Below are 25,212 nucleotides of genomic sequence, written 5' to 3' on the forward strand. Positions count from 1 at the left end.
TCCTTATTGTGTGGGCCGAAAAAAGGCGGCCTGCCGGTGGATCAAATGTTCTTGGGGAAAAGCGTAAGACGAGGCGCCGCAATTCAGCCCGGCAGTCGTGCACTGACGAGGCACAGGCTGCGGTGCTGGCGAAGCTGAATGAGGGTGTGAGAGGTTTTCATGCCTTCAACCCTAACCGCGAGGGTGAAGGATGGCAAGCAGTCGAAAAAAATTGAGAGGAATACTCGAATGGAGAGATTTATCGAGATTTTATTGCGGTGAAATAGCGTGATTGTGTGGATGTTTGCGTGGGGGTTGAGGGATGCGCAATTGAGGACGTTGGACTGTGTCGATTCCAATTGCGCGATTTATCCGGCGGCGATTCGGCAACTATGAGGCCGTCTTCGCGGGCTTGCTCGCGAAGAGGCCAGTCGCCTCACAAATGCCTTAAGGCTGAAACGCGCCAATGAAAATCGCTGGATCCACCCGCGCATCATTCAGGCTGACATTCCAGTGCATATGCGGCCCGGTCGCCCGCCCGGTGGCGCCAACCTTCCCGACCACTGCGCCACGCGCCAATTGCTGGCCAACCTTCACATCGATTTTCGACATGTGGCAGAACATGCTGATAAAGCCCTGCCCATGGTCGACAAATACCGTGTTGCCATTAAAGAAGTAGTTACCGATCAGAATCACCTTGCCCGCGGCCGGGGTCTTGATCGGTGTGCCAGCGCCTACGGCGAAGTCCAGGCCCGAGTGTGGATTGCGCTCTTCACCATTGAAGAAGCGGCGCACACCGAACTTGCTCGACAGCGGGCCGTTGACCGGTTTGTCCAGCAGCAGGTTGCTTGGGGTATTCGGGCTGAACGTGCGGTACGCGGCGATCTGCTCCGCCAGTTCGCGCTCGATGCGCTTGAGATTGTCCGGGTCCGGATTGACCTGTTGAGTGTTTTTCAAAGTGATGCGTTGTTCCGGATACTTCTTGTTGCCGACGGTGAAACTCAACGTGCGACCGCCGCTGCTGACCTGCTGTGTGCCCGGCTTGACCGTCAACGGCACACCGACAATCGCCAGCCAATTGTTCTGCTCCTTGACCACCAACACCGGTTTGCCTTGATAACTGGCTTTCGGCGCCTGGGCAGCGCTGCCCAGATCCAAGACCGCCACGCCGCCCGGCACCGGTTTGTTCAACAGGCGGGTGATGTAGCTGTCGGCGTGGGCGTTAAAGGTCAGGCACAGCAACAGCAGTGGAGCTAAAAAACGCGGCATGGATCAATCCAGTAAAGAAAGGGTGACGGGCGTCAGGTGATTGTCTTCGACCCGCACTTGCAGTTCGCCTTCGCCCAGTTTGGCTTTCAGGCGCTGGCCGTTGTGGGTTTGCGCGGCGTTGCGGATCGCATTGCCGCGCTCGTCGAGCAAAATGCTGTAGCCACGGCCGAGGGTCGCCAGCGGGCTAACCACGTGCAGCGTCTGCACCTGACTTTGCAGTTGCAGACGACGGGATTTGAGGCCTTCGCGGATGGCCCGGGGCAGACGTTCGGCGAGGCTGTCGAGACGCTGGCGCAGCATTGCCAGTTGGCGCCCCGGATGTTGCGCCGCGAGGCGGGTCTCCAGGCGGATCAAGCGTTCGCGACGGGTATTGAGGCTGCGTTCGAAGGCGCGGCGCATGCGCATGTCCAGATCATCCAGCCGTTGCGCCTGCTGGCGCAGGCGTTCGCCGGGATGACGCAAGCGGCGAGAGATGCCTTCAAGGCGCAGGCGATCACGCATCAGGCGGTCGCGCATGCGCATCACCAGCCGTCGATGCAGGCTCTCGACCCGACGCACCAGGTCGCTGGAATCCGGCGCCAGCAGTTCAGCGGCGGCGGAAGGGGTCGGGGCGCGAACGTCGGCGACGAAGTCGCTGATCGAGACATCGGTTTCATGGCCGACGGCGCTGACAATCGGCGTCACGCAAGCGTCCACGGCGCGGGCCACGGCTTCTTCGTTGAAACACCACAGGTCTTCCAGCGAGCCGCCGCCACGGGCCAGGATCAATGCATCGAAACAACGGGCGTCCGCCAGTTTCAGCGCACGGACAATCTGCGCCGTCGCTTCGCGGCCCTGCACCGCGGTGGGGATCAGTGTCAGCTGCACCTGCGGCGCACGGCGGCGGAACACGCTGATGATGTCGCGGATCACTGCGCCGGTCGGTGAACTGATGATGCCAATGCGCTGCGGATGCGCCGGCAGCGGTACTTTGCGTTCGGCGCTGAACAGGCCTTCCGCGCTGAGTTTCTCTTTCAAGGCATCGAACGCCAGGCGCAGCGCGCCATCACCGGCCGGCTCAACGGTATCGAGGATCAGTTGATAGTCGCCACGCCCTTCGAACAGCGAAACCTTGCCGCGCACCTTGACCGCCAGGCCGTCCTTCAGCGCCTGACGAACCCGTGCCGCGTTCTGCCGGAACAATGCGCAACGCACCTGGGCACCGCTGTCCTTGAGGGTGAAATACACGTGGCCGGACGCCGGACGGGCGAGGTTGGAGATTTCGCCTTCGACCCAGATATTGCTGAACACGTCTTCGAGCAACACCCGCGCGCGGCCGTTGAGCTGGCTGACAGTCAGGACTTCACGGTCCAGGCCGAGTCTTGCAAAGGGATCTTTAATCATGGGGCGCAGTTTAAAGGCATTCGCATGCGAATCTCCATGAGCCAACGCAAATCCCCCTGTGTGCGGGCTTGCTCGCGAAAGCGGTTTAACATTCAACCTTCATGTCGACTGACACACCACCTTCGCGAACAAGCTCGCCCCCACAATGATCTGTGCAGGTGTTGATGAAGTGTTGAACCAGCGCCGTCGGATTCTGCCGGCAGGCGAGGGCGACGGTGCTGTGGCAATCCGGGTCGGCCAAGGGCAGGAAATGAATGTCGGGTGGCGCAATGTCCTGCATCGACTCCGGCAGCAGGGCGATGCCGAACCCGGCCTGAATCAACTGCAGTTGCGTGGTTTTGCGCGACACCACTCGGGCCGCTTTTGGAAAGAAACCCTGACGCATGCACAGCTCGGCGGACAAATAACTCAGCCCGCCGCGTTGGGGATGGGGAATAGAGATAAACGCCTCATCCTTCAGTTGCGCCAGGTCGATGCCCTGAGCGGACTTATCCACAGCCAGCCGGTGATTGGGCGGAACGGCCAGCAGCAATCGTTCGTTGTACAAAGGAGCAATCTGCACGCCTTCACGTTGGCGCAACACCGGCAGGCGCAGCAGCCCGACATCAAGCCGGTTGTCGGCCAACGCTTCAAGTTGCGCTTCGGAAGACAGCTTGGCGATGTCCATGGACACACCGACATGCTGGCTCAAATAGTCGCTGATGCCTCGCAGCAGACGGCCACTCATGGGGACGGTGCTGGAATGGCTTAGGCGCAGGGTGCCGAGTTCTCCATTGCCGACCTGGGTGGCCATCTCGCTGGCTTTGGCCAATTCGTTCAGCAGGTTTCTGGCCCGGGGCAGGAAGGCTTCACCGGCGGCCGTCAGTCGAGGCTGGCGTGCAGTGCGCTCGAACAAGGGTGTTTGCAGGCGGGTTTCCATGTCCTTTATTTGCCGGCTCAACGCTGACTGCGCAACAAACAAACGCTCAGCGGCTGCACTGAAACTCCCGCACTCGGCGATCTCCACGAAGTAACGCAATTGACGGGTTGAAAGCACGAGGCATGCCTTTTTGAGATGAGAGATGGGCTTTGAAGATATTAGTCGCAAGGCTCCGCGCTGGCTAAAGTCATCACAAGTATTTAATGAAGGCGTGCCGATGAACGCGTTTGAGTTGTTGCACCAATGGCCATTTGGCGCGACGGATTGGCTGGTGATCGGGTTGGGCATTGCCCTGGCTTACATCGTGTTTGGCATTGCCGGGTTCGGTACCGCACTGGTGGCCGGGCCGATTCTGATTCTGTTCATGCCGCTATCGAAGATCGTGCCGTTGCTGGTGCTACTGGATTTTGTCGCGGCGTTCGGCAATCTGCTGCCCTCGCGTCGGGATGTGGCCAAGCCGGAACTGCTGCGGCTGCTGCCGTGCATGGCGGTGGGTTGCACGGTGGGTGTGATCTTTCTGCTGAACCTGAAATCCGATCTGTTGTTGCTGTTGATGGGGGTGTTTATCAGCGCCTATGCGGTTTACAGCCTGTGGGTCAAAACCCGCCCGACGCAGTTGTCGGCAGGTTGGGCGGTGCCGATGGGCACGGTCGGCGGGATGTTCGGTGCGCTGTTTGGCAGTGGCGGCTTTTTATATGCGATCTATTTGAACAGTCGGTTACCAAAAGACGCGGCGCGGGCGACCCAAAGCGCTCTGATCAGTTGCAGCACCGTGGTGCGCCTGAGCCTGTTTGCTGTCGCGGGTGTGTACGCCGAGCTACCCTTGTTGATGTTGGCGCTGTGTTTGTTGCCGGCCATGGCGTTGGGGCTGTGGATTGGCCGGCGGCTGACCATGAGATTGTCCCGCGAGGCATTCGTGCGGCTGGTGACCTGGTTGGTGCTGGCCAGCGGGATTGCGCTGGTCGGCCGGTATTTGAGTACTTGACCGGATTTCGTCAGGGATTAAGCTGCCCGCCGCTCCGACGCCTTCGCGGGCAAGCCCGCTCCCACAGTGAGCGGGGTGAACATGATTGTTATGTCCGCGAAGGCGTCAAACGGTACGCCGCAGAACCCCCATTTCGACGCAGCAGGCTTGCACCCATGAATTCGCAAAGCATCATCGTCCCTAAAATCTCCACGCTGCCGGTGCACGAACCCCGGGCAAGGGCGGTCGTGCGGTGGCTGGTGCGCAAGAACATCGTCAAGGAAGAGCTGACCACCTGCGGCCGAACCGGCAACCGCATGGGCCACGCGATCGCCGACGGTGCCCGTGCCGTGGTCCTGCACCCGGAAGCATTGCCGTTCGGCGAGCCGATCAATGGCCTCGAGATCATTACCAAACGCTGCATCTACACGCCGGCCAAGGGTTTCCTTGAAGAAGCGGGCTGCGCCGAATGCCGCAAGGAAGTCGGCGAAGCGCTGTTCGAAAGCCTGGAAGACTGGATGCCGGGGCGCACCGATAACTTCACCTGCCCGGAGTGCGGGCATGAAGACGACATCAACGGCTTTCTTTTCCTGCAGGAGTGCGGCTTTTCCAACCTGGGATTCATTTTCAACAACTGGGCCGAGGCGGGGTTCAAGCAGAGCTTCATCGATGAGTTCGCCGATTGGCTGGATCAACCGGTCAGTTGGGTGAAAGTCGAGTTGTAGGCGGCGACAATCCCCGTATATCAGTAATGCCAATAATAGACAGAGTTTTACATTGAACCCGAGGGGGTGTCTGACTATAATGGCGCGCTTCCATTTTCCCGCTCGGGAGCCCCCGCGATGCTGCGTATCAGCCAAGAAGCTCTGACATTCGACGACATTCTACTAGTGCCTGGTTATTCCGAGGTGCTTCCTAACGAAGTCAGTCTCAAGACCCGCCTTACCCGTGGCATCGAGCTGAATATTCCTCTGGTTTCTGCCGCCATGGACACCGTTACTGAAGCCCGTCTGGCAATTGCCATGGCTCAGGAAGGTGGCATCGGTATCATCCACAAGAACATGACCATCGAGCAGCAAGCTGCCGAAGTGCGCAAGGTCAAGAAGTTCGAAGCCGGCGTGGTCAAGGACCCGATCACCATCGAGGCTGACGCCACGGTTCGTGATCTGTTCGAACTGACCCGCATGCACAACATCTCCGGCGTTCCGGTACTGCACGATGGCGACCTGGTCGGCATCGTCACTTCCCGTGACGTGCGCTTCGAAACCCGTCTGGAAGCCACCGTACGTGAAGTGATGACGCCTAAAGAGCGTCTGGTCACCGTCCGCGAAGGCGCCAACAAGAACGAAGTCCGCGAGTTGCTGCACAAGCACCGCCTGGAAAAAGTCCTGATCGTCGACGACAAATTCGCCCTCAAAGGCATGATGACCGTCAAAGACATCGAGAAAGCCAAGGCTTACCCGCTGGCCAGCAAGGACGATCAAGGTCGTCTGCGAGTTGGCGCTGCGGTCGGCACCGGTAAAGACACCGGTGACCGCGTCGCTGCACTGGTCAATGCCGGCGTTGACGTGGTGGTGGTCGACACCGCACACGGTCACTCCAAAGGCGTGATCGACCGCGTTCGTTGGGTCAAACAGAACTTCCCTGAAGTGCAGGTCATCGGCGGCAACATCGCCACCGGCGCTGCCGCCAAGGCCCTGGCCGAAGCTGGCGCCGACGCCGTCAAGGTCGGTATCGGCCCTGGCTCGATCTGCACCACCCGCATCGTCGCCGGTGTCGGCGTCCCGCAAATCAGTGCAATCGCCAACGTCGCCGCTGCCCTTGAAGGCACTGGCGTTCCGTTGATCGCCGACGGCGGCATCCGTTTCTCCGGTGACCTGTCCAAGGCCATCGTTGCCGGTGCTTCCTGCGTGATGATGGGCTCGATGTTCGCCGGTACTGAAGAAGCGCCGGGCGAGATCGAACTGTTCCAGGGTCGTTCGTACAAGGCTTACCGCGGCATGGGTTCGCTGGGCGCCATGTCCCAGGCCCAGGGTTCCTCCGACCGTTACTTCCAGGACTCCTCCGCGGGTGCCGAGAAGCTGGTTCCGGAAGGCATCGAAGGGCGTGTTCCTTACAAGGGCTCCCTGAGCGCCATCATCCATCAACTGATGGGCGGCCTGCGTTCCTCGATGGGCTACACCGGCAGTGCCGACATCGAAGAGATGCGCACCAAGCCTGAGTTCGTGCGGATCACCGGCGCTGGCATGGCCGAGTCCCACGTCCACGACGTGCAGATCACCAAAGAAGCGCCAAACTACCGCGTAGGTTGAGGCTTCAAGCAAAACGTTAAGTAACCCGGGGCTGTTCGATTCAGCCCCGAGTTGTTTCTGAATCACGACTGTTTCTGAATTACTTAGACGAGACTGAATCATGGCCCTCGACATTCACGCTCACCGCATCCTGATCCTCGATTTCGGTTCCCAGTACACCCAGCTGATTGCCCGCCGCGTGCGTGAAATCGGCGTGTACTGCGAACTGCATCCGTTCGACATGGATGAAGAAGCGATTCGCGAATTCGCTCCAAAAGGCGTCATTCTCGCCGGCGGCCCCGAGTCCGTGCACGTAGCCGACAGTCCGCGCTGCCCGCAAGCCGTATTTGACCTGGGCGTACCGGTCTTCGGTATCTGCTACGGCATGCAGACCATGGCTGAACAGCTGGGTGGCAAGGTTGAAGGTTCCGAACTGCGTGAGTTCGGTTACGCTCGCGTTGACGTGGTCGGCAAGAGCCGCCTGCTCGACGGCATCGAAGACCATATCGACGCCGACGGCCTGTTCGGCCTCGACGTGTGGATGAGCCACGGTGACAAAGTCACCCGGATGCCAGAGGAATTCCACATCCTGGCCAGCACCCCGAGCTGCCCGATTGCCGGCATGTTCGACGACGCTCGCGGCTACTACGGCGTGCAGTTCCACCCGGAAGTGACCCACACCAAACAGGGCGGTCGCATCCTCTCGCGCTTCATCCTCGACATCTGCGGTTGCGAAGCGCTGTGGACGCCGTCGAAGATTGCTGAAGACGCCATCGCTCAGGTTCGCGCCCAGGTCGGCACCGACAACGTCCTGCTCGGCCTGTCCGGCGGTGTCGACTCCTCGGTGGTTGCCGCGCTGCTGCACAAAGCCATCGGCGACCAGTTGACCTGCGTCTTCGTCGACAACGGCCTGCTGCGTCTGCATGAAGGCGAGCAAGTGATGGCCATGTTCGCCGAGAACATGGGCGTCAAGGTGATCCGCGCCAATGCTGAAGACCAGTTCCTGAACAACCTGGCCGGCGAAAGCGATCCAGAGAAAAAGCGCAAGATCATCGGTCGTACCTTCATCGACGTCTTCGATGCCCAGTCCAACAAACTGGACAACATCAAGTACCTCGCCCAAGGCACTATCTACCCGGACGTGATCGAGTCGGCTGGCGCGAAAAGCGGCAAGGCCCACGTGATCAAGTCGCACCACAACGTGGGCGGCCTGCCGGAAGAAATGAACCTCAAGCTGGTTGAACCCCTGCGCGAGCTGTTCAAGGACGAAGTCCGTCGTCTGGGCCTGGAACTCGGCCTGCCGTACGACATGGTCTACCGTCACCCGTTCCCGGGCCCGGGCCTGGGCGTGCGGATCCTCGGTGAAGTGAAGAAGGAATACGCCGACCTGCTGCGTCGCGCCGACCACATCTTCATCGAAGAACTGCGCAAGGCCGACTGGTACCACAAAGTCAGCCAGGCGTTCGTGGTGTTCCAGCCGGTGAAATCCGTTGGCGTTGTAGGCGATGGCCGTCGTTACGCCTGGGTCGTGGCCCTGCGTGCCGTGGAAACCATCGACTTCATGACCGCGCGTTGGGCGCACCTGCCTTACGAACTGCTGGAAACCGTCAGCGGCCGCATCATCAATGAAATCGAAGGCATCTCCCGCGTCACCTACGACGTGTCGAGCAAGCCGCCGGCGACGATTGAGTGGGAATGATCCCGGTCTGACCGATCGTCTGTAACACCCGAAAGGCCCCGTGAATGTGAGTTCACGGGGCTTTTTTTTCGATCAGGCCGCTACAGTGGGCAGGCGTCCTTCCAGCGTCAGGCCCATGCGGTTGAGTGCGTGGACAAGGCTGATCAGATTCGCGTAGGTCACCTGATGCACGGCGGCCCAGGCCGGACGGTCGATGCGAAAGCCGCCATCCGCTGTGCGCTCGATCATCGTTCGCATAATCAGGTTGGTCCGGCTGCGATGGATCAGCGTCAAGGTTTCGTCTGACCTTTCAATGGTAAACATGCCTTGGCGGAACAGCAGCTGATTGATTTGCTGTTGCGTTCTTGGAATGGCCTGAGTCGGCATCTGCAGGCTGATGTCGGCGTACAACGTGTCGACATTGCCGCGCATCTGGGTGGTAACCTCTGCAAAGTCACGGCCAACGTCGATGCCTTGGTCGATGTCCAGGTGCAGGTTCTGGTCAGGGCCCACTTCTTCGATGCGTAAGCCGATCCCTCCCTCTGTTTCGCTGATGCCGGCCATTCCCCTGAACGTGTTGGTACTCTCCTGATCGGTGAGCACCACCCATTTTCCGCCGCCGTTGCGGGCTTGAGTGGCTCGCATGATGGTATGGGTGAGGTAGGTCTTGACGGATTGTCGTGACAGGGCGCGGAAGTTCGAGTCGGTGTGGCGATAGCTTGCCAGGCAATCGGTGGCCTGGATTCGAATGCCGTTCTGTTGGGCTGTCCTGACGACTTCCAGAGGCGTGTACTGTCCGGCAGGATCGCCCGGCAGTTTTTGCAGATACTTTTCCAGCATGCCATGCATCTGCCCGGTATCGGCGAAGTCGTTCAGGTCGACTTGATTGAAGTCGTTGAGCAGCCGATGCATGTAGATCGTCTTGACGCCTTGCCTGGCCAATGTCGGCATGTTTTCGATCAGGAACCGCATACTGGCGATGCGATCCTGGCTTTCACCGACCACCAGCCCCGGCGCTGCGTCGAATACTTTCTCGATGAGTTCTGTAACAGTGGTGGAGGGAGTGATCACGGGCTGAGTCGGGCGAGGGGGCAGCGAAGCGAAAAAGCCCTCCGGACGCTGGAAACCGGTCGCATCCCTGACCAGTACCGTGCGACGTCCCGCGACGAACTCTTCATAAGGGGTGACCCCTTTGAGATACCCGTTAGGCAACGTGATGATTTTTATGTGAGTCTCTTGCTCTCCCAACGCCAGGAAGTTCAGCGAACGTCCATTGGGGGCGTCGTATCTCGTCAAGTGTTCGACGGAATGACGTGGCCGGACATGGGGGAGCGGCCTGGATGGCCCGGGAACAGGCTTGCTCAGGCCTTTGCCGCCACCGGTCAACCCTCGTTTCGCCGTCAGCTCCCATTCCCCCTCGGCATTCAGGCGTACGGGAATCGATCCGGTAAAGGCATTCGGGTTCTCCGGGTCGATGATGGCCCAGGTTCCGCCGCCGTTGACGTCTGCCTCATAACGCACGTAGTAGGCCTGATCGTTTATCAGGATAGCGTTGGAAGGCTGTGAATCCAGCGTGTAGACACCCTGGAATTTGCCACTGGTGGCCATGGTGTAGCTTTCGAGGATTTCATTGCTTTGCCAGTGTTCCGGCAATTCCAACGCTTGCTCGATTTCATCTGGCAGGGTGGGCAACAGACCCGCTGGCAGAGGACTTTCCTCTGGCTCTACGGGCGCCTGCGGGTCGACGGTTTCTTGCGGGTCGAGCGTCTTGTTCAAATCCGCCATCTCGGCCGCTTCTGCCGCCTCGGCCGCCGCCCCGACGTCGTCCAATACGTTGATTTCCTTGAGTAACGGGATATTGAACAGGGTGTTGACGCCGGCGAGCACCGCGCCGATGACCCCCGCCTTGCGTTCCGCTGCCGTCTTGCCATTGACGGCCTTGTCGATGTTCAAACCCATCGCTGCGATGCTGGCCCCGATCACCGGCAGGGCGATTGGCCAGCCGAGTACTGCCAACGGGCCGAAGACCTTCAGGCCGACGGTCAGATAACCCAGCCACAGGTGCTCGCGCATCTGTCCATTGGTCACCAGGGTCAGATTGGCCTCTTCCAGCATCGCGCTCTTGACCGCCTGGCTCTGCCAAGTGAATACGTCACCGCTGAGGGTGATGTCTTTTTGATTGATCAAATGGTGGTCGTATTTGCCCCAGGTGCCGACCAGCTGATTCATCAACGGGGTGATGTTGTCCTGCACTTCCTTGCGCACCGACAGCGGGAAATGGGTCATGAACTCGGTACGGGGCTTTTCTTCGTTCATTTGCAGCAACATCCACCAGTGCATGTCCGTCACTGTCGGGTGCACGTGGAAGGGCTCAGCGGCGCCGGGAACGTACGTGATCTGCCGACCGTTGCTCTCAACGATGCGCAGAATATCGGTGGCGACATGCCCGGCGACATCCAGCGCGCAGACACGAAGATCCGCAGGCGTAGCGGTTTGCGCTTGCAGGGTCGCCAGGGTGATCGGCCAGGATGCGCCATCGACGACGGCCCTGATGGCGGTCTGGAAATCCTCTTCCCCCAGCTGACCGCTTTCGCGGGCCTCGATGGCTTTGCTCAGGTAATTACATTTGGCCAGGGTCCGGTAGTCATCGAAATGGGTGGCCCAGAAGGCATTAAGTTTATGCAGATAGCGCTCACTGAGGTTCTTCTCCCACAGGTCGGCGAGCACCTTGCTGGGGTACATCCGCACTTCATTGGTTTCGTTGTAAATGCTGGCGTCGGCATCCGCGGTGTAAAAACCGCCATTGCTGTTCAGTTCGAGGGCGTCGTCCTGGTCGGTCACGCGGTACCGATGGATCACCAGTTGCGTCAGGGTGAAGGATTCACTGGGTTTTGGCGCGTGCTCCCAACCCAGAAAGGCCTTGCTGCTGCTGGCCGAGACATTGTCGAAGCGATGCCACCAGACCTGATCGGGGTCCAGGTGGGTGATGCCGTGTTTTTGCAGGATTTCACGGGCTACCGCATGGGCTTCCTCCTGCAAACCGGGGCAGGCTGTCACAACGACCGGCGCGATGAGTTTGAGTTTTTCCTGGTCGGCGGCATTGCGTGATGCGGGGGTATTTTGTTCGGTGGACATGGTCTCGCTCCTTGAGAAATGGGCAGCGATGATCGCCCGCTTGCTCAAAGGAAGTGCACTACATAGTTATGCCCAAACGCATTTTTCTACCGTGCAGGGTCAGCGCCGTGCCACATCCGAAAAATAGAACTTGTCGAGGGTGTGCCGTGATTCTGTGTACTCGAACTGCCGGCCGTCCTGCAGAAACGTCTGGTTGCTGACCACGATCACATGGCTCTGGCCGTCGAGGTCGAGGTGTTGCTGGTCATCCTTGCTGCAGGGCACGGCTTCGATGGTGCGCTGGGCGTAGGCGATTTGCAGTTGCAGGGTCTGTTCGATGAAGGCGTAGATCGAGTGTTCGGCGATGTCCCGCGAGAGTCCGGGAATGACGTCGCTGACGAAATGGTTGATGTCGAGGATCACTCGTTTTCCATCGATCCGCCGTACGCGTTTGATCCTCGTGATCAGGCTGCCTTCTTCCGCCTTGATATGTTCCAGCAACGCACCTTCGAGCGGGATCTGGCTGAACTCGACCACCTCGGTGCTGACGTTGTTGCCCAATCGCGGATGGGTTTCCTGAAAGCTGACGATGCCACCCAACTGAAATTCGATCGGGTCGGTCGACAACACAAAGGTGCCTTTTCCGTGGACTTTCTGGGCGAAACCGCGCTCCTGTAATTGTTCGATGGCTTTGCGCACGGTGCCGCGACTGGCCTGATAGCTGTCCATCAATTCGGTTTCGGAGGGCAACCGGGCGCCGCGCTCCAGACGTTCGGTCGTGATGCTGGCAAGCAGATCGCTGTAGATCTGGTTGTATTTACTCATGGGGATGGCTCTGTGCCGCAATGTACTCAAGGTTTCGAACCTTAAGGGCAGGGTAGGGGTTTGTCCATGCGGCTTTGGGATTTCAGCATTTGTGAGGGTAGGAAAAATCGCCGCCTGTCGGGTTGTAAATAAACAAATTCAAACTCGTCTGTACGAGTTGTTGATTTAACTCGTACAGACGAGTACTTTTCGCTTCGGCGTGCTGCCAATAACAAAAAACCACAGCGGAAAAACAAGCATGAGCCACGACTATCCGAACATCGTCAGCGAGCTGCTGCAAAGCCTCGGTGGCAGCGACAACCTCGAGCAGGCCGCGCATTGCGTCACACGCCTGCGCCTTGCCCTCAAGGACCCGAGCCGGGTCAACAGCGCCACGCTTAACCAGATTGATCTGGTCAAAGGCTCATTCTTTACCGGCGGTCTGTTCCAGGTGGTCATCGGTCCCGGCGAGGTGGAGAAGGTTTACGCAGAACTGCGCCAACAAACCGGTCTTGCTGCGTCAACAATCGCCGACGTCAAACAGAAAAGCGCCGACAAGATAAATGCCGTGCAACGTCTGGTGCGGGTGTTTTCCGATGTGTTCATGCCGATCCTGCCGGCGCTGATCATTGCGGGCCTGCTGATGGGCATCAATAACCTCATCGGCGCCAAGGGCATGTTCATCGAAGGCCAGACCCTGCTGGATGCTTACCCCAGGCTTGACGGGCTCTGGAGCCTGATCAACCTGATGGCCAACACGTCGTTCGTGTTCCTGCCTGCATTGGTGGGCTGGTCAGCCGCCAAGCGGTTTGGCGGCAGCGAAATTCTCGGCATCGTGCTCGGCCTGATGCTGGTTCACCCCGACCTGCTCAATGCCTGGAACTACGGCAAGGCCGTCGCAGGTCTCGACGGCCAGAGCCTGCCGTATTTCGACATCCTCGGCTTGTTCCAGATCGAAAAGGTCGGTTATCAGGGGCAGATCCTGCCGATTCTGCTGGCGGCCTACGTGATGAGCGTCATCGAAAAATGGCTGCGGGCGCGAGTGCCTAATGCCGTGCAATTGCTGGTGGTGCCGATCACCACCATCGTGGTCACCGGCGTGCTGGCCCTGGCGGTCATTGGCCCGGTGACCCGGCATCTGGGGATTCTCATCACTGAAGGTGTGGTCACCCTGTTTGATCTGGCGCCGATGGTCGGCGGTGCAATCTTCGGCCTGCTTTACGCGCCCTTGGTGATCACCGGCATGCACCACATGTTTCTCGCGGTCGACTTGCAGCTCATCTCGACCCAGGGCGGCACCTTTATCTGGCCGATGATCGTTATGTCCAACCTCGCCCAAGGCAGCGCGGCGCTCGCAGTGTTCTACATGACCCGTAATGCGCGGGACAAATCCATGGCGTCGACTTCAGCGATTTCGGCCTATTTCGGCATCACCGAACCGGCGATGTTCGGGGTCAACCTGCGCTACAAGTTTCCGTTTTACGCCGCACTGATTGGTTCGGCGCTGGGGTGCATCTTCCTGTCGCTGAACAAGGTCCAGGCATCGGCCATCGGTGTCGGCGGCTTGCCCGGATTTATCTCGATCATCCCGCAGTTCATCCCGATGTTTGTGATCGGAATGATCATCGCCATGGTCGTGCCGTTTGTTTTGACCTGCGGGTTGAGCATGAAGATTGTTCGGCCTGGGTATCGGGTCGCCTGATAGATCGAATCGTCGCACCGCCGCTCCCACATGGAATGCGGTCACTGTGGGAACGGGCTTGCCCGCGAAGAGGCCCGAAAGGCCAGTACAAATCTTACTGAAGGAATCCGCCATGCAAGACTGGCAACGTTCGGTGATCTACCAGATCTACCCGAAGAGTTTTCACAGCCACGCGGGCAACCCCACGGGTGATTTGCTCGGCGTCGTGGCCAAGCTCGATTACCTGCACTGGCTGGGCGTCGATTGCCTGTGGATCACGCCGTTCCTGCGTTCACCCCAGCGCGACAACGGTTACGACATCAGCGATTACTACGCCATTGATCCGAGCTACGGCACCATGGCCGATTGTGATTTGCTGATTGCCGAGGCCGGCAAGCGCGGGATCAAGTTGATGCTCGATATCGTGGTCAACCACACCTCGATCGAACACGCCTGGTTCCAACAGGCCCGCAGCAGTCTCGACAACCCATACCGCGACTTCTACATCTGGCGCGATCAGCCAAACAACTGGGAATCCAAGTTCGGCGGTTCGGCGTGGGAATACGAGGCGCAGACCGGTCAGTACTTCCTGCACCTGTTCGATCACACCCAGGCCGACCTGAACTGGGACAACCCGAAGGTACGCGCCGAAGTCTTCAAAATGATGCGTTTCTGGCGCGATAAAGGCGTGGGCGGTTTCCGTCTGGACGTGATCAATCTGATCTCGAAACCGGCGGACTTTCCCGACGACGATAGCGACGGCCGACGCTTCTATACCGACGGCCCGAATGTTCACGAATACTTGCAGCAAATGTACCGCGAAGTGTTCGAGGGCCATGACCTGATCAATGTCGGCGAGATGTCGTCTACCAGCCTCGAACACTGCATTCGCTACTCGCGACCGGAGTCGAAGGAGCTGTCGATGACCTTCAATTTCCATCACCTGAAGGTCGATTACCCGAACCTGCAGAAGTGGATTCGCGCTGATTTCGACTTCCTTGAACTCAAGCGCATCCTCTCCGACTGGCAAACCGGCATGCAGGCCGGCGGAGGCTGGAATGCGCTGTTCTGGTGTAATCACGACCAACCGCGGGTGGTCTCGCGGTTTGGTCATGACGGCGAGCATCGTGTGGTGTCGGCGAAGATGCTCGGCACTGCGCTGCATTTTCTCCAGGGCACGCCATTTGTGTATCAGGGCGAAGAACTGGGCATGACCAATCCGGGTTTCGATCACATCGATCAATACCGCGATGTCGAGACCCTGAACATCTTCCGCCTCAAGCGCGAGGCGGGTGCGAGCGATGCCGACAACATGGCGGCGATCATGCAGAAGTCCCGCGACAACGGCCGTACGCCGATGCATTGGAATGGCGAACCGAACGCCGGTTTCAGCGCGGTGGAACCCTGGATCGGCGTGCCGGCCAACTCGGCGCAGATCAACGTCGCCACTCAACTCGACGACCCGGATTCAGTGCTGCATCACTACCGTCTGCTGATCAACTTGCGGCGTACCGAAGCGCTGATGTCCGATGGTATTTACCGTCAGTTGCTGCCTGAGCATGCGCATGTCTGGGCGTATGTACGGGAAGGAAACAGCGAACGTTTGCTGGTACTGAACAACTTCTACGGGACGCCTTGCGAAGTTGAATTGCCGGATGGAGTGATCACCGAATTCATGACCCAGCGCCTGGTCATCTGCAACTACCCGGACTGTCCGCCGCGAAATCGACAGGTGTTTTTACGACCGTATGAATCGTTTGTTTTGCACCTGACCGACCACTAAAAACACCGACTTCAAAAAAACACGCAGAACGCTGCGCGGGGGAGTTTTGCGCGCTGATTTTGCGGAACGACACAATAAAAATAATGGGGTGGTTCTTGAAAACAACAATAAATCGCAGCCTTGTCGCCGCGAGTGTCTGCCTGGCATTGCCTTGGTCGGCCCATGCGCTGGAGTTCGGCGGTTACCTGCGCAGCGGTGTCGGGACATCGGTCAACAGTGGTAAACAACAGTGTTTCCAGCTGCCCGGAGCACAGACCAAATACCGCCTCGGTAACGAGTGCGAGCACTATGGGGAACTGGAACTTCGTCAGGACGTGTACACCCTGGATGACGGTTCGGTGCTCAGTGTCGATGGCATGGCCTCGCTGTATAACCAATACGACAAGGACCTGACGTTCAAGGGCGACAACGGCTCGGTGCGCCTGCCGCAGCTGTACGGGCAATGGTCGAACATGCCCGGCCTCAACGGCGGCTCGCTGTGGGCCGGTCGCCGCTATTACAAACGGAACGACATCCACATTTCCGACTTTTACTACTGGAACCAGAGCGCCACCGGCGGCGGCATCGAGGACGTGCTGATCGGCGATCTGAAATACAGCTACGCCTTTTCGCGCAAGGACAACCTGTACCAGAAGGATTACATCAATCGTCACGACTTCAACGTGGCCGGATTCAACACCAACCCCGGCGGTGAGCTGGAGTTTGGCCTGAGCTACATCGACAAACCTGACAGCCGCGACGCTCATCGCGGCTGGGCAATCACCACCCAGCATGTGCAAAAGGGTTTTCTGGGCGGCAAGAACAAACTGGCTTTCCAGTATGGCGAAGGCCCAGGCACCGGATTGGGTTATACCGGTAACGTAAAGCTGGACGACAGCAACAAAAGTTACCGGGTGGTGGAGTTCTTCGACTGGCAAGTGACGCCACGATTTGGTGGGCAGGTCGAGGCGGTTTACCAGAAAGACATTCGCCCGGACGGTGCCGACCAGAACTGGATTTCCCTGGGGATTCGCCCTGCGTACGCGATCACCGAGCAGTTCAAACTGGTGACCGAACTGGGCCACGATCAGGTCGACGCCACGGGTGGCACGCGCAAACTGAGCAAGTTCACCTTCGCCCCGACCTGGTCGCCCAAGGGCCCTGAATTCTGGGCTCGACCCGAAGTGCGCTTGTATTACACCTATGCCAGCTGGAACGAGGCGGCCAAGCGTGCGGCCAATGAACTGGCAGCGGGTTCAGCGTTGTCCGACACCGGAGCCTTCGGCACGGCGCGGCACGGTGCGAACGTCGGATTGCAGGTCGAGTACTGGTGGAAATAAGCGATGCTGTCGGGGCGTCGCGCTCCATCGGCACTTCAAAGAACAAAACAGCAGGTGACGTCATGGCCATACCCCAACAATTGCAGCTCCACGCACCCCTGTCCGGCGTACTGATGCCTCTGGACCTTGTGCCCGATCCGGTGTTTTCCAGCCGGATCATCGGCGATGGGCTGTGCATCGATCCGGCTTCAACAACATTGTGTGCGCCGCTGGCGGGGGTTGTCAGCAATGTGCAGGCCAGTGGGCATGCGGTGAGCATCACCAATGAAAATGGCGTGCAGGTGTTGATGCATATCGGGCTCGACACGGTGAACCTTGCCGGGAAAGGGTTCACGCGATTGGTGGAGGAGGGGCAGCAGGTTGACGTCGGGCAGGCGCTGATCGAGTTCGATGCCGATTTTGTTGCGTTGAATGCACGCAGCCTGCTGACCTTGATGCTGGTGGTCAGCGGCGAGCCGTTCACTTGGCTGGCGGCGCAAACGGGGTGGGTAGACAGTGGTCAGCCGCTGCTGGGGTTGAACGCTGTCGAGCAGACAGCGGGTGTGTCCGTGGCGCAAGAGGGCGAGGCGCTGTTCTCCAAACCGGTGACGTTACCCAACCTGAACGGTTTGCACGCCCGTCCTGCGGCGGTGTTCGCCCAGGCGGCGAAAGGGTTCTCGGCCAGCATTCATCTGCATAAACAGCAGGCGAGTGCGAACGCGAAATCCCTGGTGGCGATCATGGCGTTGCAGACAGCTCACCACGACGTTGTGCAAGTCAGTGCGGTCGGCCCGGATGCCGAGGCGGCGATCAAGACGCTGGCGGAGCTGCTGGCCGCGGGCTGTGGCGAGACAGTGACTGTGATGGCGGATGTTGCGCCGGTGCCTCTGGAGATTTCATCGCCCAAGGTGCTGCTTGGGGTGTGTGCTTCGGCGGGGGCGGCATTTGGCCGGGTGGTGCAGATCGCCGAGCAGGCCCTTGAGGTGAGCGAATGGGGGGAGGGTTCGCAGGTTGAGCGCGATCATCTGTCCGCCGCGTTGACCGAGGCCATTTCAGCTTTGCAGCAGATGCGCGACAACGCCGCGGGCGATGCCCAGGCAGAGATTTTCAGGGCTCATCAGGAACTGCTGGAAGACCCGGGTTTGTTGGAAGTGGCTCAGGTGCTGATCGACGAAGGCAAAAGTGCCGGATTCGCCTGGCGCGCGGCCACCGAATCGACAGCGACCTTGTTCAAAAGCCTGGGCAATGCGCTGCTGGCCGAACGGGCGGCAGACCTGGCCGATGTCAGTCAGAGAGTGCTCAAGTTGCTACTCGGCGTGCGGGAACGCGAGCTGGAGTTGCCTGATGGGGCCATCCTGATTGCTGAACAACTGACGCCGTCCCAGACCGCCGGGCTTGATACCCGAAAGGTGCTGGGTTTTGCCACGGTCGGTGGTGGCGCCACCAGCCACGTCGCGATCCTGGCGCGGGCATTCGGTTTGCCGGCGATTTGCGGGTTGCCGGTGCAAGTGCTGGCGCTGGTCAACGGCACCCAGGTGTTGCTCGATGCCGATAAGGGAGAGTTGCAGATCGACCCGGACCTGGCCGCCATCGAACACCTTCAAGCCAGACGCAAGCTTGCACAGCAACGCCAACACCAGGAGTTGGCGCAGGCGTCACTGGCTGCCTGTACCCGCGACGGACACCCTGTCGAGGTGACGGCCAACATCGCTTCGCTGGCGGAAGCCGAACAGGCCATGGCGCTGGGAGGGGCGGGTGTCGGTTTGCTGCGTTCGGAGTTTCTGTATCTGGATCGCCATCATGCGCCGAGCCATGACGAGCAGGCATCCACCTACAGCGCCATCGCCCGAGCCCTCGGGCCTGCGCGGAACCTGGTGGTGCGCACCCTGGATGTTGGCGGTGACAAGCCGTTGGCCTACGTCCCGATGGACAGTGAAACCAACCCCTTTCTGGGCGTGCGCGGGATTCGTCTGTGCCTGGAGCGTCCGCAACTGTTGCGCGATCAATTCAAGGCAATCCTGAGTTGTGCGGGCCAGACCCGTCTGCACATCATGCTGCCGATGGTGACGCAACTGTCGGAGTTGCGTGAGGCCCGGCGACTGCTCGAAGAGGAGGCGCTGGCCCTGGGCCTCACGGAACTGCCGAAGCTGGGGATCATGATCGAAGTGCCAGCGGCCGCGTTGATGGCGGACCTGTTTGCGCCCGAAGTGGATTTTTTCTCCATCGGCACCAACGACCTGACCCAATACACCCTGGCCATGGACCGTGATCATCCGCGGCTCGCCAGTCAGGCTGACAGTTTTCATCCCGCGGTGCTGCGACTGATCGCCAGCACCGTGAAAGCCGCTCATGCCCACGGCAAGTGGGTGGGCGTTTGCGGCGCGCTGGCCTCGGAAACCTTGGCCACGCCGCTCTTGCTGGGCCTGGGGGTGGACGAGTTATCGGTGAGTGTGCCGTTGATTCCGGCGGTCAAAGCGACGGTTCGCACAGTGGACCTGGTGGATTGCCAGGCCATCGCCCAACAGGTCCTGGGCCTGGAAAGTGCCGGACAAGTGCGCGAGGCCTTGCGGCTGTATTGCGACGCGGCGGTCGAAACCTCATTGGTGATGGAGAACTGAACATGTTCGAGAAAATGCAGCAGGCATTCTGGAAAGCCTTGACGCCGGATCTGATCGTGGATGAACCGAAGGTGGCAGTGCCATCGGTGCCTGGCCTGGCAGCGAATGTGGTGGCCGCGTTGGGTGGTGTGGATAACCTCACGTCGCAGCAGCCTGTGGCGCTGACCCGGGTTCGCGTGGAATTGCGCGACGTGGGGCGGATGAATCGGCAGGCGTTGAATCTGGCCGGTGTGCCTGGCGTCATGATGCTGGAGGGCGGGGTGGTGCACCTGATCATTGGTCTTCAGCCATAACCGATCCTTCGCCACCGATGATGTGCGTCTCTCGGTCGCCCTTACTGTTTCTCATCCGCAGGTGTATCGTATTCGCCTTTTGCAGGTCTGCGGACCTGTCGCTGATACGTGAGGTAGTTGAGTTCATGTCCTTTACCCGTCGCCAAATCCTCGGTGGCCTGGCCGGTCTTGTTGTCGTTGGCGTCGGTGTGGGAGGCGCGTCGCGGTACTGGCTGGGCAAGATAGCCGATGCCGACGCGGGCCACGACTATGAGCTGATCGCCGCGCCGCTGGACATCGAACTGGTGGCCGGGCACAAGACCGAAGCCTGGGCGTTCGGCCCATCGGCGCCGGGCACCGAGTTGCGGGTTCGTCAGGGTGAATGGCTGCGGGTGCGTTTCATCAATCACCTGCCGGTGGCGACCACCATTCACTGGCATGGCATCCGTTTGCCACTGGAAATGGATGGCGTGCCCTACGTGTCGCAACTGCCGGTGCTGCCGGGTGAATACTTCGATTACAAATTCCGCGTGCCGGATGCCGGCAGCTATTGGTATCACCCGCACGTGAACAGCAGCGAAGAACTCGGTCGCGGGCTGGTTGGCCCATTGATCGTCGAAGAACGCGAGCCGACCGGTTTCAAGTACGAAAAGACTCTGAGCCTCAAGAGCTGGCACGTTGATGAAGAAGGTGCGTTCGTCGCGTTCAGTATTCCTCGCGAGGCGGCCCGAGGCGGCACGGCGGGGCGCCTGTCGACCATCAATGGTGTCGCGCAAGCGGTGATTGACTTGCCCGCCGGGCAGATCACCCGCGTGCGTCTGCTCAATCTCGACAATACGCTGACCTATCGCCTCAACATCCCCGGCGTCGAAGCGCAGATCTACGCGCTGGATGGCAATCCTGTCGAGCCACGTCCGCTGGGCAAGGAGTACTGGCTTGGCCCGGGCATGCGTATTTGCCTGGCGATCAAGGCGCCGCCGGCCGGCGAAGAATTATCACTGCGCAACGGCCCGGTGCGTTTGGGCACATTCCGCTCAGTGGCGAACAGCGATGCACAGACCCAGTGGCCGCCCGCATTGCCCGCCAACCCGGTGGCCGAGCCGGACCTGGCCAATGCCGAGAAACTCAACTTCAATTTCGAATGGGTCGGCTCGGTGTCGGTGAATGTCGACAACGGCAAGCCGCCGAGCCTGTGGCAGATCAACGGCAAGGCCTGGGACATCACCGACAAGACCTGCGCCGACCGCCCGATTGCCAAGCTCGAGAAGGGCAAGAGCTACATTTTTGAATTGAAAAACATGACTCAGTATCAGCACCCGATTCACCTGCATGGCATGAGCTTCAAGGTCATTGCCTCGAACCGGCACAAGGTCATCCCGTATTTCACCGACACGTACCTGCTGGGCAAGAACGAGCGTGCACAAGTGGCGCTGGTGGCGGATAACCCTGGGGTGTGGATGTTCCATTGCCATGTGATCGACCACATGGAAACCGGCCTGATGGCCGCCATCGAGGTGGCGTGATGCGACAGATTCGTCCCGCGGCGATCATTGACCGCAGTCGTGATCGCGACTTCATGCGCGAAGCCCTGGCGCTGGCCGCTCAAGGCGCGGCGCTGGGTGAAGTGCCGGTGGGCGCGGTGCTGGTGCAGGACGGGGAAATCATCGGTCGAGGCTTCAACTGTCCGATCAGCGGCAACGACCCGAGTGCGCATGCCGAGATGGTCGCCATCCGCGCCGCGGCGTTGGCGGCCAGCAATTATCGCCTGCCGGGCAGTACGCTGTACGTGACGCTTGAGCCGTGCAGCATGTGCGCCGGGCTGATCGTGCATTCGCGGATTGCGCGGGTGGTGTATGGCGCGCTGGAGCCCAAGGCGGGGATTGTGCAGAGCCAGGGACAGTTCTTCACCCAAGGCTTTTTGAATCATCGGGTGTTGTATGAGGGCGGTGTGTTGGCGGAAGAATGCGGGGCGGTTTTGAGCGAGTTCTTCAAGGCCCGAAGAGCCAAGCCTTCAGACTCAACACAAAACTAACGTGGGGGCTTGCTGGCGAATGCAGATTAACATTCAACAGATGTGTTGACTGATCCACCGCTTTCGCGAGCAAGCCCCACATTTTGATCTCCAGTGGCAGGGAGCTGGTGTTTACTTGCGAGCGATGATGACGGCACGCATCGGCGCCGGCAGTCCTTCAATCGTCTTGCTGTGGTCTTCCGGATCGAGGAAATCACTCAACGACTGATACTTCATCCACTCCGTCCCGCGCTGTTCCTCGACGGTCGTCACGCTGACATCCACGCACTTCACGTCCGTGAAGCCGGCACGCCGCAACCAGAGCATAAGCGCCGGCACCGACGGCAAAAACCACACGTTACGCATCTGCGCGTAACGATCTTCCGGCACCAGCACCTGCTGCTGATCGCCTTCGATCACCAGCGTTTCCAGCACCAGTTCACCGCCCTTGACCAGGCAGTCCTTCAAGGCCAGCAAATGCTCGATCGGTGAGCGGCGGTGATAGAACACGCCCATGGAAAACACCGTGTCGAAGCCTTCGAGCTCTGGTGGCAGGTCTTCGAAGGGGAAGGGCAGGTGCCAGGCATTGGGCTCGGACAAATAGCGCTGAACGGCCTGGAATTGGCAGAAGAACAGCCAATTGGGATCGACGCCGATCACGCTGTCTGCACCGGCGCCAAGCATGCGCCACATGTAGTATCCGTTGCCGCAACCGACATCGAGGATGCGTTTGCCCTTCAGGTCCAGATGCGGAGCAACGCGCGACCACTTCCAGTCCGAACGCCATTCGGTGTCGACGTGAACGCCAAACAGATCGAACGGACCCTTACGCCACGGCGACAAACCCATCAGCGCCGTACGCATTTGCGCACGGGTTGCATCGTCGCAATCTGTGTCCAGGCTCAGGCCGTTGAGCAAGTCGACCTCGCTCGGCTGGATCTTCGGCAAGGCGTCCAGCGCACTTTGCCAGCGCTCAAGGTCGCCATGGCCCTTTTCCATTTTCTTGTCGAGTTGCGCTTGCAAGGTGTTGGCCCAGTCGGCCAGCGGTGTGCCGGCCAGACGGCGGGCGAGAGGGGACAGATCAATCATGGCAAGGCAATCAACGAGGCAAAGTTAAGACACTGGAACCACGGCACGACTTTCGAAAACCCGGCGGCCAGCAGGCGCTCGCGGTGTTCTTCGAGGCTGTCGGGCTTCATGACGTTTTCGATGGCGCTACGCTTCTGGGCGATTTCCAGTTCGCTGTAGCCGTTGGCGCGTTTGAACGCGACGTGCAGGTCGGTGAGGAGTGCGTGCTCTTCGGGGTCGTTGAAGCGCAGCTTCTCCGAGAGGATCAACGCGCCGCCGGGCAACAGCGATTGGCGGATGCGGCTCAGTAGCGCGGTGCGCTGCTCGGGGGCGATGAATTGCAGCGTGAAGTTCAGCGCCACTACCGAAGCTGGCTGGAATTGCAAAGCGAGGATGTCGCCTTCGATCACTTCGACCGGCAGCAATTCCTGGAACATCGAGTCCTGGCCGTTGAGGTACTCGCGGCAGCGCTCGACCATCGCCACGGAGTTATCCACAGCGATGACGCGGCAGCCATCGGTGCGCACGTGACGGCGCAACGCCTGAGTCACTGCGCCGAGGGACGAGCCGAGGTCGTAGAGCACGCTGTTGGGCTGGGCGAATTGCGCAGCGAGCACGCCGAGGTTTTCAACGATGGTCGGATAGCCGGGCACCGAGCGCTTGATCATGTCCGGGAACACCCGCACCACGTCCTCGTTAAAGGCGAAGTCGGGCACCTGGGCCAAAGGCTGGGCGAAAAGGCGATCGGGTTCTTTGCTCACGGCGGTTCCAGCGGCGTAGGTGGAAAAGGCCGGCATTTTAGCCAACTTGGCGCGGGGATGCGCGGGTTGTCTGATAAACCGCCTGGCTCATGCAGTTTGAGTGGTGAAAGGGCTGTTGTGGCGAGGGAGCAAGCTCCCTCGCCACAGGGATCAGCGTTGTTTTTGAGAAAACGCCGACGCCGTAATCCCCCATTGCCCCAGCCAATAGCTGAGGATGATCACGTAAGGCGCGGCATGAAACGGCGCGACAAACCGGTTGATGCCAATCACGCTGTCCGAGAAAACAAACGCCAAGGCACCCGCCGCCGCCAGCAGCGCCGAGCGTTTGGGCACATCGGTGCCCAGGCGAGCCAGCGCCCGCCAAAGCATCGCACTGATGGCCAGGCCATAGACGATCACCGGGATCAGCAGCGGGCCCAGACCATTGGCAATCAAAATCCCAAGCAGCAAAGCGCCAACGCCCAGTGCGATGATCAATGGCAACGCCGCCAATCGTCGGCAATCACTCAAATACGCTTTCAGATACGCCAGATGCGCGACCAAAAACGCCCCGAGGCCGAACACGAACAAATCCCCCGGCCACGCCAGCAACACATCGCCGAGCAGGGAAAAAATCAGGCCCAGGCTGATCCAGCGCCGATATTCGCTGGGCGGCGCGTCGTGCAGCCAGCCGAGCAAGGCCAGCACGGGCAGCGGTTTGACCAGCAGGCAAAGCAACGCAGCATGCACGCTCAGGCCGTAGAGAAAAGTCACCGCGCCCATCAGCGCCAGAATCAGCCAGCCCACGATCAGTTAACCGAAATCGCGCAGTCGAAGGTTTCCACCGCCGGCACTTCCGGGGCCCAAGGCTGTTGAGAAGTCAGGCGCAAGCGCCCCGAACCGGCGGCAAACGCCTGAAAGCGCCAGGTCGATACGCCGGCCGCACCCACGACACCGGCATCTTCCGGGTTGCGATACACCTCCGGCCCCAGCGAGCGCAATACGCCACCGGCCGAATCCTGGATCGCCCAACGGTAACCCGTGGTCGGGTTGCTCGGCAGGGTCAGGATCAGGTTTTGCCCACTGGTGAGTTTCACCGGGCATTCGCTTTGTTTTTCCACGGTCACGTTCTGTTTCGGTTGCGTGGCGCAGGCGGCCAGCAAAGCGAGGGCGAGGGGGACAAACAAGCGGGTGGGGGACATAAGGTCAGTGGCTCCGGCATTCACGACGAACGGCGAGCATAACTGAAGATGAGACAAATTGTGACGGGAGGAGCTACGGGCGCGATCCTCTGGTACCTGTTTAGCGCCCGTAGATGTAGGAATAAGAGTAGTTCGCCA

General features: G+C 59.9%; 20 protein-coding genes. 11 read left to right on the top strand and 9 right to left on the bottom strand.

Annotated features, from left to right (window positions below):
* Window positions 1-426: 426 nt before the first annotated feature.
* The 3 genes from ACM1ZW_RS14360 to ACM1ZW_RS14370 all read right to left on the bottom strand — a co-directional run bounded on the left by ACM1ZW_RS14360 (window position 427) and on the right by ACM1ZW_RS14370 (window position 3,667).
* Window positions 427-1,248 (bottom strand): M23 family metallopeptidase, encoded by an 822-nt coding sequence (locus tag ACM1ZW_RS14360; protein WP_017340303.1) that lies wholly within the window; start codon window positions 1,246-1,248, stop codon window positions 427-429.
* A 3-nt stretch (window positions 1,249-1,251) separates the two neighbouring features.
* Window positions 1,252-2,631, bottom strand: a complete 1,380-nt coding sequence (gene xseA / locus ACM1ZW_RS14365; protein WP_416740744.1) for an exodeoxyribonuclease VII large subunit — start codon at window positions 2,629-2,631, stop codon at window positions 1,252-1,254.
* An 85-nt stretch (window positions 2,632-2,716) separates the two neighbouring features.
* On the bottom strand, window positions 2,717-3,667 hold the full coding sequence (locus tag ACM1ZW_RS14370; RefSeq protein WP_416740745.1) for a LysR family transcriptional regulator: 951 nt from the start codon (window positions 3,665-3,667) through the stop codon (window positions 2,717-2,719).
* Window positions 3,668-3,767: 100 nt separating this feature from the next.
* Here ACM1ZW_RS14370 and ACM1ZW_RS14375 point away from each other — a divergent pair, with 100 nt between their 5' ends.
* The 4 genes from ACM1ZW_RS14375 (at window position 3,768) to guaA (ending at window position 8,504) form a co-directional block, all read left to right on the top strand.
* On the top strand, window positions 3,768-4,535 hold the full coding sequence (locus ACM1ZW_RS14375) for a sulfite exporter TauE/SafE family protein (protein ID WP_017340300.1): 768 nt from the start codon (window positions 3,768-3,770) through the stop codon (window positions 4,533-4,535).
* Between the two features lie 155 nt (window positions 4,536-4,690).
* Window positions 4,691-5,239: a hypothetical protein gene (locus ACM1ZW_RS14380; protein ID WP_017340299.1), complete on the top strand. Its 549-nt coding sequence runs from the start codon at window positions 4,691-4,693 to the stop codon at window positions 5,237-5,239.
* Window positions 5,240-5,356: 117 nt separating this feature from the next.
* Window positions 5,357-6,826 carry an IMP dehydrogenase gene (guaB, locus tag ACM1ZW_RS14385; protein ID WP_017340298.1) on the top strand — a complete coding sequence of 490 codons (1,470 nt, stop codon included), beginning with the start codon at window positions 5,357-5,359 and terminating at the stop codon, window positions 6,824-6,826.
* A gap of 100 nt (window positions 6,827-6,926) precedes the next feature.
* A complete protein-coding gene (gene guaA / locus ACM1ZW_RS14390; protein WP_017340297.1) occupies window positions 6,927-8,504 on the top strand; it encodes a glutamine-hydrolyzing GMP synthase in 1,578 nt (525 codons plus the stop codon).
* A 72-nt stretch (window positions 8,505-8,576) separates the two neighbouring features.
* Here guaA and ACM1ZW_RS14395 read toward each other — a convergent pair whose 3' ends face one another.
* The gene (locus ACM1ZW_RS14395; protein ID WP_416740746.1) at window positions 8,577-11,618 is read right to left on the bottom strand and encodes a membrane-targeted effector domain-containing toxin; all 3,042 of its coding nucleotides are present in this window, start codon (window positions 11,616-11,618) and stop codon (window positions 8,577-8,579) included.
* 99 nt (window positions 11,619-11,717) lie between these two features.
* A complete protein-coding gene (treR, locus tag ACM1ZW_RS14400) occupies window positions 11,718-12,422 on the bottom strand; it encodes a trehalose operon repressor (protein WP_017340295.1) in 705 nt (234 codons plus the stop codon).
* Between the two features lie 238 nt (window positions 12,423-12,660).
* On the opposite strand from treR, the gene treP reads away from it, so the two are divergent.
* The 7 genes from treP to tadA all read left to right on the top strand — a co-directional run bounded on the left by treP (window position 12,661) and on the right by tadA (window position 22,085).
* Complete coding sequence (gene treP / locus ACM1ZW_RS14405; protein ID WP_017340294.1) at window positions 12,661-14,103, top strand: PTS system trehalose-specific EIIBC component; 1,443 nt, start codon at window positions 12,661-12,663, stop codon at window positions 14,101-14,103.
* Between the two features lie 112 nt (window positions 14,104-14,215).
* Window positions 14,216-15,865, top strand: coding sequence for an alpha,alpha-phosphotrehalase (treC, locus tag ACM1ZW_RS14410; protein ID WP_416740747.1), 1,650 nt, complete (start codon window positions 14,216-14,218; stop codon window positions 15,863-15,865).
* 95 nt (window positions 15,866-15,960) lie between these two features.
* Window positions 15,961-17,184, top strand: a complete 1,224-nt coding sequence (locus ACM1ZW_RS14415; protein ID WP_031319080.1) for a maltoporin — start codon at window positions 15,961-15,963, stop codon at window positions 17,182-17,184.
* 62 nt (window positions 17,185-17,246) lie between these two features.
* Entirely contained in the window at window positions 17,247-19,781 is a 2,535-nt protein-coding gene (gene ptsP, locus ACM1ZW_RS14420) for a phosphoenolpyruvate--protein phosphotransferase (protein ID WP_416740748.1), read from the top strand.
* Between the two features lie 2 nt (window positions 19,782-19,783).
* Complete coding sequence (locus ACM1ZW_RS14425; RefSeq protein ID WP_017340290.1) at window positions 19,784-20,074, top strand: PTS transporter subunit EIIB; 291 nt, start codon at window positions 19,784-19,786, stop codon at window positions 20,072-20,074.
* 125 nt (window positions 20,075-20,199) lie between these two features.
* On the top strand, window positions 20,200-21,576 hold the full coding sequence (locus ACM1ZW_RS14430; protein WP_031319079.1) for a multicopper oxidase family protein: 1,377 nt from the start codon (window positions 20,200-20,202) through the stop codon (window positions 21,574-21,576).
* Window positions 21,576-22,085, top strand: coding sequence for a tRNA adenosine(34) deaminase TadA (tadA, locus tag ACM1ZW_RS14435; RefSeq protein WP_017340288.1), 510 nt, complete (start codon window positions 21,576-21,578; stop codon window positions 22,083-22,085). The genes ACM1ZW_RS14430 and tadA overlap by 1 nt, the downstream gene beginning before the upstream one ends.
* A 111-nt stretch (window positions 22,086-22,196) precedes the next feature.
* Here the strand turns inward: tadA and cmoB are convergent, their stop codons facing one another.
* From cmoB to ACM1ZW_RS14455, 4 genes are all read right to left on the bottom strand, one after another.
* Window positions 22,197-23,153, bottom strand: a complete 957-nt coding sequence (gene cmoB, locus ACM1ZW_RS14440) for a tRNA 5-methoxyuridine(34)/uridine 5-oxyacetic acid(34) synthase CmoB (RefSeq protein ID WP_416740749.1) — start codon at window positions 23,151-23,153, stop codon at window positions 22,197-22,199.
* Window positions 23,150-23,929 carry a carboxy-S-adenosyl-L-methionine synthase CmoA gene (gene cmoA, locus ACM1ZW_RS14445; RefSeq protein WP_017340286.1) on the bottom strand — a complete coding sequence of 260 codons (780 nt, stop codon included), beginning with the start codon at window positions 23,927-23,929 and terminating at the stop codon, window positions 23,150-23,152. Before cmoA ends, cmoB begins: the two co-directional genes overlap by 4 nt.
* A gap of 114 nt (window positions 23,930-24,043) precedes the next feature.
* Window positions 24,044-24,679: a lysoplasmalogenase gene (locus ACM1ZW_RS14450; protein ID WP_416740750.1), complete on the bottom strand. Its 636-nt coding sequence runs from the start codon at window positions 24,677-24,679 to the stop codon at window positions 24,044-24,046.
* Between the two features lie 2 nt (window positions 24,680-24,681).
* On the bottom strand, window positions 24,682-25,074 hold the full coding sequence (locus tag ACM1ZW_RS14455; protein ID WP_017340284.1) for a protease inhibitor I42 family protein: 393 nt from the start codon (window positions 25,072-25,074) through the stop codon (window positions 24,682-24,684).
* Window positions 25,075-25,212 lie beyond the last annotated feature (138 nt).

The organism is Pseudomonas sp. NFX71 (genome assembly GCF_048079215.1).
In the GTDB taxonomy this organism is placed as follows: domain Bacteria; phylum Pseudomonadota; class Gammaproteobacteria; order Pseudomonadales; family Pseudomonadaceae; genus Aquipseudomonas; species Aquipseudomonas fluorescens_B.